Annotated in this window: 14 protein-coding genes; 9 read left to right on the top strand and 5 right to left on the bottom strand. The window is 42.8% G+C overall.

The features are described 5' to 3' along the window. Nucleotides 1–7 precede the first annotated feature (7 nt). The 3 genes from ACT3ID_RS10390 to ACT3ID_RS10380 are packed head-to-tail and all read right to left on the bottom strand — an operon-like array spanning nucleotide 8 to nucleotide 2,779. Nucleotides 8–583 carry a 5-formyltetrahydrofolate cyclo-ligase gene (locus tag ACT3ID_RS10390; protein WP_491541962.1) on the bottom strand — a complete coding sequence of 192 codons (576 nt, stop codon included), beginning with the start codon at nucleotides 581–583 and terminating at the stop codon, nucleotides 8–10. A gap of 2 nt (nucleotides 584–585) precedes the next feature. Further along, nucleotides 586–2,202: a bacillithiol biosynthesis cysteine-adding enzyme BshC gene (gene bshC / locus ACT3ID_RS10385; protein ID WP_491541961.1), complete on the bottom strand. Its 1,617-nt coding sequence runs from the start codon at nucleotides 2,200–2,202 to the stop codon at nucleotides 586–588. 4 nt (nucleotides 2,203–2,206) lie between these two features. Further along, a complete protein-coding gene (locus ACT3ID_RS10380) occupies nucleotides 2,207–2,779 on the bottom strand; it encodes a bifunctional nuclease family protein (RefSeq protein ID WP_491541960.1) in 573 nt (190 codons plus the stop codon). A 153-nt stretch (nucleotides 2,780–2,932) separates the two neighbouring features. Between ACT3ID_RS10380 and ACT3ID_RS10375 the strand changes: the two genes are divergently transcribed. The 9 genes from ACT3ID_RS10375 to nuoH all read left to right on the top strand — a co-directional run bounded on the left by ACT3ID_RS10375 (nucleotide 2,933) and on the right by nuoH (nucleotide 10,923). Next, nucleotides 2,933–3,307, top strand: a complete 375-nt coding sequence (locus tag ACT3ID_RS10375; protein WP_491541959.1) for an Mth938-like domain-containing protein — start codon at nucleotides 2,933–2,935, stop codon at nucleotides 3,305–3,307. A gap of 183 nt (nucleotides 3,308–3,490) precedes the next feature. Next, the gene (locus ACT3ID_RS10370; protein ID WP_491541958.1) at nucleotides 3,491–3,871 is read left to right on the top strand and encodes an NADH-quinone oxidoreductase subunit A; all 381 of its coding nucleotides are present in this window, start codon (nucleotides 3,491–3,493) and stop codon (nucleotides 3,869–3,871) included. A gap of 13 nt (nucleotides 3,872–3,884) precedes the next feature. Beyond that, complete coding sequence (locus tag ACT3ID_RS10365; protein ID WP_491541957.1) at nucleotides 3,885–4,367, top strand: NADH-quinone oxidoreductase subunit B; 483 nt, start codon at nucleotides 3,885–3,887, stop codon at nucleotides 4,365–4,367. Between the two features lie 2 nt (nucleotides 4,368–4,369). Beyond that, nucleotides 4,370–4,882, top strand: coding sequence for an NADH-quinone oxidoreductase subunit C (locus ACT3ID_RS10360; protein ID WP_491541956.1), 513 nt, complete (start codon nucleotides 4,370–4,372; stop codon nucleotides 4,880–4,882). 9 nt (nucleotides 4,883–4,891) lie between these two features. Next, complete coding sequence (gene nuoD / locus ACT3ID_RS10355; RefSeq protein WP_491541955.1) at nucleotides 4,892–6,184, top strand: NADH dehydrogenase (quinone) subunit D; 1,293 nt, start codon at nucleotides 4,892–4,894, stop codon at nucleotides 6,182–6,184. A 74-nt stretch (nucleotides 6,185–6,258) separates the two neighbouring features. Continuing rightward, nucleotides 6,259–6,810: an NADH-quinone oxidoreductase subunit NuoE family protein gene (locus ACT3ID_RS10350; protein ID WP_491541954.1), complete on the top strand. Its 552-nt coding sequence runs from the start codon at nucleotides 6,259–6,261 to the stop codon at nucleotides 6,808–6,810. Further along, a complete protein-coding gene (gene nuoF / locus ACT3ID_RS10345; RefSeq protein ID WP_491541953.1) occupies nucleotides 6,810–8,099 on the top strand; it encodes an NADH-quinone oxidoreductase subunit NuoF in 1,290 nt (429 codons plus the stop codon). The genes ACT3ID_RS10350 and nuoF overlap by 1 nt, the downstream gene beginning before the upstream one ends. A 66-nt stretch (nucleotides 8,100–8,165) precedes the next feature. Then, entirely contained in the window at nucleotides 8,166–9,899 is a 1,734-nt protein-coding gene (locus ACT3ID_RS10340; RefSeq protein WP_491541952.1) for an NADH-quinone oxidoreductase subunit G, read from the top strand. A gap of 13 nt (nucleotides 9,900–9,912) precedes the next feature. After that, the gene (nuoH, locus tag ACT3ID_RS10335) at nucleotides 9,913–10,923 is read left to right on the top strand and encodes an NADH-quinone oxidoreductase subunit NuoH (protein WP_491541951.1); all 1,011 of its coding nucleotides are present in this window, start codon (nucleotides 9,913–9,915) and stop codon (nucleotides 10,921–10,923) included. A gap of 106 nt (nucleotides 10,924–11,029) precedes the next feature. Here the strand turns inward: nuoH and ACT3ID_RS10330 are convergent, their stop codons facing one another. Further along, the gene (locus ACT3ID_RS10330; protein WP_491541950.1) at nucleotides 11,030–11,452 is read right to left on the bottom strand and encodes a hypothetical protein; all 423 of its coding nucleotides are present in this window, start codon (nucleotides 11,450–11,452) and stop codon (nucleotides 11,030–11,032) included. 309 nt (nucleotides 11,453–11,761) lie between these two features. Then, a complete protein-coding gene (locus ACT3ID_RS10325; RefSeq protein WP_491541949.1) occupies nucleotides 11,762–12,844 on the bottom strand; it encodes an NAD-dependent epimerase in 1,083 nt (360 codons plus the stop codon). Between the last annotated feature and the right edge of the window lie 36 nt (nucleotides 12,845–12,880).

Genomic DNA, 12,880 nt, shown 5'->3' with positions numbered 1-12,880 from the left:
ATAAGGATTAATCCCGAACAATAGTACGTGCTTCCGTAAGAATTTTGTTCAGCGGAATATCAAAATCTTCTACGGGCAACTGGGTAACTACATTTTTCTCAAAGAGTAATCCAATTTTGGGACAACTGGTATCCTCTAAAAAACGATCATAAAAACCTTGACCATAGCCGATTCGGTTACACTGCTCGTCGCCTCCTACCATTGGTACAATTACCAAATCCAGTTCTGTGGGAGAAATAGACTCTCCGTCATCAGGCTCAAGTACTCCCCACCGATTAACTTCGAGATCATCATATGAGTTTAACCGGATATGACTCAGAGTTCCATTCTCAAAATCCGTTACCGGAACTACAACCCGCTTTCCTTTGGTAAGCATCTCTTTTATAAGTTCACGAGTCTCTACTTCACGGCGCTTATTAATCGATACATAACAATGTACAGTTTCAGCTTTTTTAAATTCGGTCTGCTTCTTTAGGGTCTCAATTATATCAGCCGAATAACCATAGTAATCGGGTTCAGATATGGCTGACCGTTGTTCTAACAACTTTTGACGAAGTTTATTTTTTTTCTCCTGAATGCTCAAAACTAAAGATAAATAAGTTTATGATGATCAAATTTTTCATCCTCATCGAGTGAATCTAAAAACCTGTCCCAAATATCGAGGCCGTATTTATTCATATAAAAAATGCCGGCAATGACTCGTTCCTGCAATGAATCAGATGGAAACAGATTGGTTTTAATTCTCCGAATACGTTTCAACTGTATTTCATCCTGTTTTTTTACAGCCCGATAGATCTTTCCTTTTAACTTATCCAACTCATTAAAATAAGCAGCTGTCGACTTTTCTACGGCTCCTTCCAGTGTAGGGTCAATGCCGGCGATCTTTTCTTTTTTGGGATCAATTAACTGCTCGATATCTTCTTTCCAGTCATTAAAAATTGCCTCGATATCGTGCTGTTCAGTGCGATCAACATAGCTCGATTCCAGATCTTCAATACGATTATGATACTCGTGGAGATCAAAAGGCAGTTCACTTATAATACGGTCAATGGCAGGTTCGATTATCGTTGCACTGAGACGGGGAAAAATGACAGGCATTTCCAAATCAAAACAGTCATACATCTTTTTCATCTGGCCGTAATAAGCCGTTTCTCCCGGGCCTGCTACATATCCAAGTGTAGGCAGCAACCTATCCTGTAGAATCGGGCGCAAAAAAACATTAGGAGAAAATTTGTCATACCGGTCATCAATTTCACTAAAGAGCTCTTCAGTACTCCACTCTGTTCCTGCATCTGTTCTCCATGCACTGCCATTCCTGCTTATTTTCGTTCGGCCGGTCTCGTCATCCAAGTAAAATAAATTGGAGTCGTATAGTTTTACCTGCTGATGATATCCCTCACTCAACTTCTTTGTCTGTTCGTCGAGCGCTTGCCGAATTCGGTCTGCGTTTTGAATTGACAGCTTTAAACAGTTACTCGTAACTTTTTTTACTTCGGAATGATTGCTGCCGGCTAAAACCAGCCCGTGCTTAGAAAATATGGCACTTATAAAATGGGCAAAACTTTCTAAAAAGGTGTTATCCGGCTGAAAAGACCGATCGAGCAACTCCCAAAGGTCATCCGAAAAATCTGTGTCGTATAGAGAGCTCCGCAACCCGTCTCGTATCTGCTCAATCTGTTTGGGAATAGTAATATCAGCTACTACAGGAAGTCCGTCACTTTTAGATGGTAATTCGAAATGCCGGATTTCACTGTCATTAAACACATTCAGTGTTCGCACCTCATCATAATCATGATCTTCATCAGCCAACCAAAAGACCGGAATAACGGGACGCTTATACTGGCGCTCTAACTTTTGGGCAAGATGAATTGTGCTGATTGTTTTAAACACCGTGTATAAAGGGCCGCCGTAAAGCCCCAACTGTTGTCCTGTAACTATGGCAACAGCTCGTTCATCTTTCAACCGCTCTAAATTCTCCAGGGCTGCGCGATCTGCCTCGAACTGTTCATTAAAAGAGGTGAGAATCTCAACTGCTTTTTGCCGATCACCCTGAAACGTAAACTGCTCTATCTTTTGAGCAATCTCTTTATCGGAAAATGGGTCAGTTTCATAAAACTCGTCTAACTTACTAAAGTTGCCAACGTATGTTTTAAACAGTTTTGAAAACGGGAGGTGCTCGAAGGAATAATCTGAAACTTGCAAACCCCTATCCTTTTAATTTTTGAATTTCATCCCTTAGCCGGGCAGCCTTTTCATAGTTTTCCGTATCTATTGCTGTTTGGAGCTCGTTTTCAAGTTTTTCGAGCTTACTCATCTCTTTGGTCTGCTCCTGAGATTCAGAGGCGGTAGTTAAGTTTTCGCCTTCTTCCCCCTCTGATATGATGCCGGCTTCATCAAGTATTTCGCTTGCTACAAATATCGAAGCATTAAACCGTACAGCAAGAGCGATTGCATCACTCGGCCGCGCATCCTGCTCCATAGTTTGACCGTTATCATCGTAAATAATTTTGGCGAAAAAAGTTCCTTCACTCAGATCATTAATAAAAACCTGATTCACATTTGCTCCAAAGTTCTGAATCATATTTTTAAGCAAATCATGAGTCATCGGTCGAGGTGGCTTTATATGCTCCAATTCAAGCGCTATAGCCTGGGCTTCGAACGTTCCTATAATTATAGGAAGACGTCTGTTTCCCTCTATTTCGTTAAGAATTAAAGCATAAGCTCCGCCACTACTTGGGCTTGTTGACAGCCCTAATATGTCCATCTTGATTTTATCCAATGGTATAAAACTTCTTTTGAGTAATAATTAAAATTTCGAAAATTAAATTTACTGATTTTTACGGTACCCGTAAACTATCTAAACTACCTTTAATAAACGGAAATTCCATGCTAAATGTTTGGTTATAGGAACAAGAATTAAACACGACATCCTATGGACAATAAAAACGTTTCACCAAAAATTAATTCCATAAAATGGGGACAAGTTTCAACGGATGAAGGCAACCAATATAAAGATGCTAAATTATATCCCGGCGGCTCTCGTGCCTGGGATTGGAATGAGACCGGAACGCATCATGTACCCGGCATACAACCCGCTGATGTAGAAGAACTGCTCGAACATGGAGCAGAACAAGTTGTCCTATCTCAGGGTTTTCATGAACGCCTGCAGGTTTGCGACGAAACCTTAGAGTTGCTGGATAAAGAGGACATTGAATACCATATCCTTGAAACTGAAAAGGCTGCGAATAAATACAATGAACTATGCAGATCGCAACCAGTCGGAGCTCTCATCCACTCTACATGTTAAGAAGCCATCATTAATTGTTACCCGTGCGAATTCATTCTATGTATACTCATTTTAAATAAGAAAGGGCTAATTATTTTTTATCTTTTCACTTTCAGAAATACTATATTCTGGGCCTTAATTTCATTGACATTGCGAACCATTGCCACTAATTTCCGACTGGTCAAATCTAACAGAATTTAACTGATGCTATCTAATTATTTACCAATACTGATCCTGGCCGGAGTTGCAGTTGTACTGGCCATTTTGTTGTTGAGTCTGTCGAGGCTTTTAGGCCCCTATCGGCCCAATAAAAACAAGTTAGATCCATATGAGAGCGGCATGGATCCCGTTGGGGATGCAACCGGTCGTTATTCTATTGCCTTTTATCTTGTAGCAATAGAGTTTATTGTTTTTGATATCGAAGTTGTATTTCTGTATCCCTGGGCAGTAAACTTTCTCGACTATGGTGTGGGAACGATTGTTGCCATGGCAATATTTATACTCGTCCTGTTTGTAGGACTACTTTATACCGTGAAAGTTGGAACACTTGACTGGGATATGAAAGAAGGAATGTTTAACAGATAAAACCTATAGTATTATGGGTATCGAAAATTCTCTTGGTAAAGGATATTTTACTACAAAAATTGATGCTGTAACGAACTGGGCAAGATCCAATGCCGCCTGGCCTATGCCGATGGGATTGGCATGTTGCGCTATTGAATTTATGGCTTTTGCAGGCCCTAAATATGATGCTGCGCGTTTCGGTTCAGAAGTTATGCGGTTTTCACCTCGTCAAAGTGATGTGATGATCGTAGCCGGATGGGTGAACTACAAAATGTCTCACGCTGTACGTCGTATCTGGGATCAAATGCCCGATCCTAAGTGGTGCATTGCAGTAGGAGCTTGTGCTTCAACCGGCGGTATGCATCGTAGCTACGGTGTAGTGCAGGGTTGCGACAACTTTTTGCCTGTGGATGCATACATTTCGGGCTGCCCGCCGCGCCCCGAGGCCCTACTTCATGCCCTTATGAAAATTCAGGATAAAATTCGTACTGAACACTCCGTAACGCTTGATACGTAATTATGGAATTAGATTTATCAGATACTCTACAGAATGTTGTTGATGGGCTGACTTCGGATTATTCCGAAGCCGTCGTTGATGTTTATCAGTCCTCGGGTGATACTTTTATCCGGATTGAACCGGATCATATTATAGATGTCGCCAGAGCGTTGAAAGAGGACTATCATTATATATATCTCACAGATATTCTGGGGGCAGACCGGTTTACATCTGATCAACGTTTTGAAGTAATCTATAATCTGGTTTGCCTGCGACATCGTGATCGACTTTTTCTCAAAGTCTGGCTGGAAGAGCAAGATCCCACGGTAGATTCTGTTACTCAGGTATGGGATAATGCTAACTGGCATGAGCGTCAGGTCTATGATATGTTTGGCGTTACATTCACCAACCATCCAGATCTGCGCCGTATTTATATGCCCGAAGACTTTGAATATCACCCATTGCGAAAAGAGTTTCCTTTACTGGGTATTCCCGGTTCTATCGAATTACCGAGTTCTACTCCTGATCCCGAATAAGTTTTTTCTATGGATAAAAAACATATTAAAGATAACGTTGATCCTAAATTCTTTAAGGAACACCAGCAGGCTATTTATGACGCCCTGGAAGATAAACACACTACGGTCGAGATACTTGATGATGAGGATCCGTTAGAAACGAAAATGGTGTTGAATATGGGACCCCAGCACCCTGCTACACACGGGGTATTGCGGCTCATTTTACAGCTGAACGGAGAGCAGATTGAAAAGGCAAAGCTGGATATCGGCTATCTGCACAGAGGCGTCGAGAAGATTGCCGAAAACAAAACGTATCAGGAGTTTATGCCCTATACTGATCGTTTTGATTACCTCTCTCCGTACAGTAATAATGTTGCCTTTTGCACGGCCGTTGAAAAAATTGCAAATGTTGAAGTACCAGAGCGGGCTCATTATATAAGGATGATCGGAGCAGAGCTGGCTCGTATTTCGTCACACTTGCTCTGGCTTGGAACGCTGGTGCAAGATGCCGGGGCTGTTTCTTTTTTCTTATGGGCTTTCCGGGAAAGGGAAAAATTGTACGATATTTTTGATCATATCGGCGGACACCGGTTTACAATTTCGCACGCCCGTATTGGTGGCGTAGCAAATGATCTTACCGATGACGCTATTGCAATGATCAAAGATTTTGTAAATAGCTTTCCGCAAGAACTTAAAGATTTCCACGGCCTGTTAGATCGCAATCGTATCTTCTTTGATCGTAATCGTGAAGTGGGTGTTCTGCCAACCGAGCGTGCGCTTGAGATTGGTGCTACGGGCCCTACCCTTCGCGGATCGGGATATGCCTATGACATTCGTGATTTTGCCCCTTACGCCCGATATGATGAGGTGGAATTTCAGATTCCGACGCGAATGGAGGGCGATAACCTGGCCCGCTATTATGTACGGATGGAAGAGATGCATGAAAGTATTCGCATCATCCGACAGTGTTTGGATAAACTGCCCAAAGGTCCTGTCAGGGCTGACAATGCCAAGCAGGCCTACCCCTCAAAAGATGAAGTTTATTATTCGATGGAGGGAATGATCCACGACTTTATGATGACAGACATTGGAATTTGTCCTCCGGAAGGTGCCGAATCTTTCTGCTCTATTGAAGCACCTAAAGGAGAATTAGGCTTCTTCATCCAAAGTGATGGAACAGGGCATCCATGGCGACTTGGTATTAAGTCACCCTCTTATGCCAACTTACAGGCACTTGAGGAGATGCTGGACGGCGAAATGGTAGCCGATACCGTTGTTATGATTGGTGGCGTTGATCCTGTTATGGGAGATTCCGACAAATAATTTACTGAATTATTGAATTGTTGAAGTCAACTTTGATTAGTCAACGATTCGCAAACATTATATAAAGTATTCAAATGGCTGAATTGTCATTCACAGACGAAGAACTAAAGGAAATTGAAGATATCAAGGCCAAGTTTCCCACGGCCAAAGCGGCTACACTGATGGTGTTATGGGTTGCTCAAAGGAAATACGGCCATGTAAAACCAGAGGTGCAGAAGTTAGTTGCGCGCACGCTTGATGTGCCGGCCTCACATGTACACGGAGTAGCCAGTTTTTACACACAATATTATAAAGAGGAAAAAGGCAAATTTGTGCTCGATGTATGTACTTGCCTCAGCTGTCAGCTTTGCGGAGGGTACGATATCTTACACCACCTCGAAGAAAAGCTGGGCGTTAAAGCCGGCGAAACAACGGATGATGGTTTGTTCAGTATTCAGGAGGTTGAATGTCTCGGAGCTTGTGGCTACGCTCCTATGTTACAAGTCACCAATGGCGTGTACGTAAATAATTTGACGAAAGAGAAAGTTGATAAACTTATTGAGAATTTGAAGAACGGCAACAAGCCAGAGTTTGAATCGATGGCGATGCCGCAACTGGAAAAACGAAATCAAGCTGCCGCAGAATAATGGCTCAAGACTGGAAATCATACGAACCGCTGCTTATTCCTGATATTCCTAACCTGCAAGATATTGAGGTATATGAGGAAAACGGCGGCTATGAAGCACTAAAGAAAATCTTTAATGACCAGGATACATGGTCGAAGAAAAGCGTTATCAATGAGGTGAAGCAGGCCAATATCCGTGGTCGTGGCGGGGCCGGTTTTAACGCCGGGCTCAAGTGGAGCTTCATGCCCGAACCAGATGGCGGTCCGCGCTACCTGGCTTGCAACGGCGATGAATCGGAGCCGGGTACATTTAAGGACCGAAAAATCTTTGAATTTAATCCGCACTTGTTTATTGAAGGGGCCATTATTGCGGCTTATGCAATGACGGTGGACACAATCTATGTTTACATCCGCGGAGAGTATATTTCGTGGGTAGAGATGTTCGAAGATGCAGTGGCTGAAGCTTATGACAAAGGCTATCTTGGTGAAGATATTTTAGGTACTGATATCAGTATTGAGCTGACAACAACGTATGGCGCCGGAGCTTATATCTGTGGAGAAGAAACGGCCATGCTAGAATCGCTGGAAGGCAAGCGCGGTTATCCGCGGACCAAACCTCCCTTCCCTGCTCAAAAAGGATTGTGGGGACGTCCGACTACGATTAACAATATTGAAACGCTGGCCAACGTACCGCTGGTAATCAACAACGGAGCAGACTGGTTCAGCGATATTGGTGCGGAAGATCATCCGGGGCCCATTTTATACGGTATTTCCGGTCATGTTAATCAGCCGGGAGTATATGAATATCCTTCCGGTGTCCCGGTGCTCGATTTGATTAACGATGTTGCCGGTGGAGTACGCGGCGGTAAAGATCTCAAAGCCGTTATCCCGGGCGGTTCCTCGACACCGGTATTGCGCGCCGATCAGTTAGAAGGTGTAACGATGAACTCTGATTCACTGAAAGACGCCGGATCGATGATGGGTACTGCTGGTCTGGTTGTGATGGATGAAGATACTGATATGGTAGATGTGCTCTGGAGAATTGCCCACTTCTATCATCATGAATCATGTGGACAGTGTACTCCCTGCCGCGATGGTACCGGATGGCTCGAAAAGATTTTGCTTAAAATTAAAAACGGTGAAGGAGAAATGAAGGATCTCGACCTTCTCCTTGATGTCGGTACGCAGATGGAGGGCCGAACTATATGTGCCCTTGCCGATGCTGCTGTATGGCCGGTTCGTCACACTATCAACCGTTTCAGAGATGAATTTGAAGCAAAGTGCAAAAAGTCAGCGCATGCGGTTGCTTAAATTACAATAAACGACTAATTACAAATTGTTTCTTATTTGAAATTTGCAATTTGATATTTAAAGAATATGCCAGAAGTATTTATAGACGGTAAACGCTACGAATATGAAGGAGAACACATGCTGCTCCAGTTTATGCTGGATCATGGACTGGAGGTCCCGTTCTTCTGTTATCATCCTTCTATGTCTATTCCGGCAAACTGCCGGCAATGCATGGTGAAGGTTGGAACTCCGGTTAAAGATCAGGAAACAGGTGAATATGAACTGGATGAACAGGGAGAGCGAAAAATACGCTGGTTCCCAAAACCTCAGACATCCTGCTCCACAAAACTGCAGGATGGAATGGTTGTCCACACACAGGAAACCTCCGAAGAAATTGAACGGGTACAGAAAGACAACTTGGAGTTTATTCTGGCTAATCACCCGCTCGACTGTCCTATCTGCGATCAAGCCGGTGAATGTCCCCTTCAGATCCAAACGTATAAATATGGACCCGAAGGCAGCCGTTTTGAAGTTAAAAAGGTGCACAAACCAAAACGCGTAGAACTCGGCCCGCGGGTAACTATGGATGCAGAACGTTGCATTAACTGTACTCGCTGTGTGCGCTTTACCGAAGAAATTAGTGAAACACATCAACTGACGATTGTATCACGTGGTGATAAGAATTACCCGATGACAGCACCGGGCGAAGAGTTTGACGATCCATATTCACTGAATACCGTTGACATCTGCCCAGTCGGAGCCCTTACTTCCAGTGATTTCCGTTTCAAAGCTCGCGTATGGGAGATGAACCAAACACCAAGTATTGATATCACCAACGGAAAAGGCTGCAACATTGATCTGTGGACGAGAGATAACGAAGTGCTGCGCATCACACCACGACAAAACGAGGCAGTCAACGATTATTGGATGCCGGATGTCGGGCGCGAAGCATACACGTTGTTCAATGACAATCGCGTTTCCCGCCCTTCTATTAAGTTGGATGGCAACAATCATACAAACACTTCTTGGAACAACGCTATCCAAACATTTGGGGAAGTTATAGAAGAAAATGACCCACAGGATATTGCCATTTTTGGCAGTCCGCATGCATCGGTAGAAGAGAATTATGCAGTTAACAAGTTCTTTAATCTACTGGGCGCCTCCAATGCAAGCTTTACGACTCATATCATTCCAGGGTACGGCGATGATTTTCTGCTTACAGATGACCAAGCACCAAATACAAATGGTTGCCGTGTTCTTGGTCTGAATGAAGCTGACGAGGCAACAATCAAATCCCAAGTACAAAATGCAAAAGTTGTCATTATCTTGGCTGATGACTTGATAGGCCGAGATGTGCTTACTGCCAATGATTTGAAAGTACCATATGTCATTTCACTCGCAACAAATTACAGTGATACGACCCAGGCTTCTGACTTGGTCATCCCGATCACATGCGTAGCAGAACATGCTGCAAGCTATGTTAATGTGGATGGACGTATTCAGCGCTCGTTCCCGGCCAAAGAAACCAAATACACAAATCGCCGGCTGAACCTGGAGATGTCGGAAGGACGACTGGATCGTTACGGTACTAATTTCGATAACTGGGTGAGTGATGAAAATAAAATTGATTGCCTGCCTGTCTGGGAGTTCTTAAATAAACTTGGTTCCAGGTTAGGTCTCAACTTCCATTACAATCATTCTCGGGAAGTTCTTGCAGATGTTAGCGATCAGATAGAAGTGCTGGCAAATGTTACATACGAACGGATGGATGAGAAGCAAGGTGTTCAACTGCCTATCGAACAAGAAGAAGTAAAAGCGTAAATAAATAATTTCAATGGAGCCCGTAACTACTACCTCATATATTGTTTTAGGAATAGCCATGTTTATGCTGCTTAATTCTGCAGCGATAGCAGTTTATGCTGAACGGCGTGTTGCCGCTTTTATCCAAAATCGGCTTGGTCCCAATCGTGTTGGCCCCTTCGGTCTTTTACAACCCCTAGCCGATGTCGTTAAACTGTTGATGAAAGAAGATGTAACACCAGCACGGGGATTTAAAACGATTCATGCTATTGCGCCGATGATTCCGGTTGTTACTGCATTAATGACGGTGGCAGTTATTCCCTTCGGTGACGGATTATATGCTACCGATATTAATGCTGGCGTACTTTATATTTTGGCTGTTAACTCGTTAGGGGTGTATGGAGTAACCCTGGGTGGATGGGCATCCAACAGCAAATACTCACTGCTGGGAGGATTACGGGCCGCCGCTCAAATGATTAGTTATGAATTGCCTATGGGTATGGCGATAGCCTCATGTATTTTGTTTGCCGGCTCACTTAGCCTGATTGATGTGGTGAATTCCCAGGAAGTATGGTGGAATATTATCCGTAACCCCATAGCCGCTGTCATTTTTGTAGTTACTGCTTTCGCTGAAGCCAATAGAGCACCATTTGATCTGCCTGAAGCCGAACACGAGTTGGTTGGCGGCTTTCATACCGAATACAGTGGTATGAAGTTCGGCATGTTTTTCTTAGCTGAATATATGCATGTTGTAATCGGCAGTATGTTAATAACCACCTTTTTCTTCGGTGGATATCACCTGCCTTTTGCCGGACTTTGGTTGCCGGAAATGGGTGCAACGGCAAAAGCGGTACTGGATGTTTCAGTGTTTGTTCTTAAGACCGTGTTCTTTGGTTTCTTTTTCATCTGGGTACGCTGGACGATTCCGCGATTTAAGTATAATCAGGTGATGAAGTTGGGCTGGAAACGCTTGTTGCCCATCAGCATCTTAAATTTCCTTGGTCTGGCAATTATTATATATGCCTATCACCACTATTTCGGGTAATCAAGTTACAGTATTACAATAGCCCAAGCGTTAACACTTGGGCTATCTATATTTTCACACCCACAGCTTGAAGATGAGATACATCTATTCTAATGATAACTTTTGCTTATAGTTTCCAGGTAATTAGTTGTAAGATTCCATGCTCCTTGTCATACCTCATCTTCAGCAGGTACTCCTCATCATCAAATTGCCACTCTAAACTAGCACCGAGTACGCCGCTCATTGGATGATACCAGTCATTTTCAAATTCTACACAAGAATTGGAATAAAGGTTGTTGAGCACCTGAATGAACTTTTCGCGGAAAGTTCGTTCTGATTCCTGAAGTTTGACTTCCGCTAAGTAATATGGTTCTCCATCGTGAAACGTTTTTTCTGCAACAGGACCATTGTGCTGTAGAATAGGTTCACCATCAAAATGCATAGCAATGTCTGAATGTACATTGTTAACGATATTCCGGGCAACTTGTCCTAAGGCGGCGGTCGCAGTTAACGCTAATATAATGGTAATTGCTAGTACACATCTTCCCATAATGATCCCCCCTTCAAAATTGATAAGATTTTGTTACTAAGTGCTCAGCGAACTTAATGAAGTCATAAATAAATCAGCATTATATGAGACTCGTTATTATTCTGAATTTTCTCTCGTTCAGAAGCTCTCTGCCTCGAAAAGGATTAATTACATTCCCAAGCTGGAGCTTGGGAATGAGATAAGCAGCAAAATCGGTTTGTAAACTGTTAGCTGACGGTTGGCAGCTTCTATTCCTTCGCAGGAGCAATTCAAAAATCTATAACAACTTCATTAATTTTTAATCACAAACTGATTCTATCCATCAGATAGTTATTCCTGCAAGACAGGCTTTACTTTATCAGTAGTAGCATAATAACTCTTATACCAATCGATAAAGTTCTTTATGCCTTCCTCTACCCCCACCTGCGGCCTGAAGTCGATATACTCAAACAGATCATCTACATCGGCCCAGGTTTTTTGGACATCACCCGGCTGCATAGGCAGCATTTTCTTTTTGGCTTTGGTATCCAGCTGTTTCTCGATCTCGCTAATAAAATCCATTAAATCAACAGGACTGCTATTACCGATATTGAAAATACGATAAGGAGCAAAACTTGTAGATGGATCCGGATTATCACCCGACCAATCATCATTCGGAGATGGTGGCTTCGGAATTAAACGCTTAATCCCTTCTATAATATCATCAATGTACGTGAAATCGCGCTCCATATCCCCATAATTGAAAACCTTAATCGGCTTATCCTTTAACATTGCTTCAGCAAATAAAAACAGTGCCATATCCGGTCGTCCCCATGGCCCGTACACTGTAAAAAATCGCAGTCCGGTTGTTGGGATATCAAATAAATTTGAGTAAGTATGTGCCATTAACTCGTTAGATTTCTTACTGGCGGCATAGAGACTCATCGGATGATCTACGTTATCATCTGTAGAGAAAGGCATATTCGTATTGGCTCCATAAACAGAACTGGATGAAGCATAAATCAAATGTTTCAACGAGTGATGACGCGCCCCTTCAAGCAGATTTAAAAATCCCGTAATATTGCTATCAATATATCGGTAGGGATCCTTGAGGCTATAACGAACACCAGCCTGTGCTGCAAGATTTATCACCACATCGAAATTTTCTTCAGCAAACAGATCATCAATAATGGATTTATTTTCAAGATCTGTTTTAATGAAACGGAGATTCTTGTTTGTAGAACTCGCAACAATTTTATCCTCTTCGATCGATTGTTTTAAAATTCCCAACTCTGCCAATCGATCATATTTTAGATCGGTGGAATAGTAGTCATTAATATTATCGAGACCAACGATTTCATCATCGCCTGCAGTTAAACGTTTTACAAGATGAAATCCAATAAAACCTGCAGCTCCTGTAACTAAAATTTTCATATAATTTCCTTCGCCTCTCTCTTTTTTTAGATGTTA

Source organism: Fodinibius sp. GM108, from assembly GCF_058386985.1.
The sequence above is the reverse complement of the archived record's forward strand: the minus strand, read 5'-3'. Positions and strand labels throughout refer to the sequence as shown.

Bases quoted from the DNA above. Each gene is read 5' to 3' on its own strand.
- ACT3ID_RS10375 (WP_491541959.1), top strand. From the start codon at position 2,933: ATGGACAATAAAAACGTTTCACCAAAAATTAATTCCATAAAATGGGGA.
- ACT3ID_RS10370 (WP_491541958.1), top strand. From the start codon at position 3,491: ATGCTATCTAATTATTTACCAATACTGATCCTGGCCGGAGTTGCAGTT.
- ACT3ID_RS10365 (WP_491541957.1), top strand. From the start codon at position 3,885: ATGGGTATCGAAAATTCTCTTGGTAAAGGATATTTTACTACAAAAATT.
- ACT3ID_RS10360 (WP_491541956.1), top strand. From the start codon at position 4,370: ATGGAATTAGATTTATCAGATACTCTACAGAATGTTGTTGATGGGCTG.
- nuoD (WP_491541955.1), top strand. From the start codon at position 4,892: ATGGATAAAAAACATATTAAAGATAACGTTGATCCTAAATTCTTTAAG.
- ACT3ID_RS10350 (WP_491541954.1), top strand. From the start codon at position 6,259: ATGGCTGAATTGTCATTCACAGACGAAGAACTAAAGGAAATTGAAGAT.
- nuoF (WP_491541953.1), top strand. From the start codon at position 6,810: ATGGCTCAAGACTGGAAATCATACGAACCGCTGCTTATTCCTGATATT.
- ACT3ID_RS10340 (WP_491541952.1), top strand. From the start codon at position 8,166: ATGCCAGAAGTATTTATAGACGGTAAACGCTACGAATATGAAGGAGAA.
- nuoH (WP_491541951.1), top strand. From the start codon at position 9,913: ATGGAGCCCGTAACTACTACCTCATATATTGTTTTAGGAATAGCCATG.
- ACT3ID_RS10330 (WP_491541950.1), bottom strand. From the start codon at position 11,452: ATGGGAAGATGTGTACTAGCAATTACCATTATATTAGCGTTAACTGCG.
- ACT3ID_RS10325 (WP_491541949.1), bottom strand. From the start codon at position 12,844: ATGAAAATTTTAGTTACAGGAGCTGCAGGTTTTATTGGATTTCATCTT.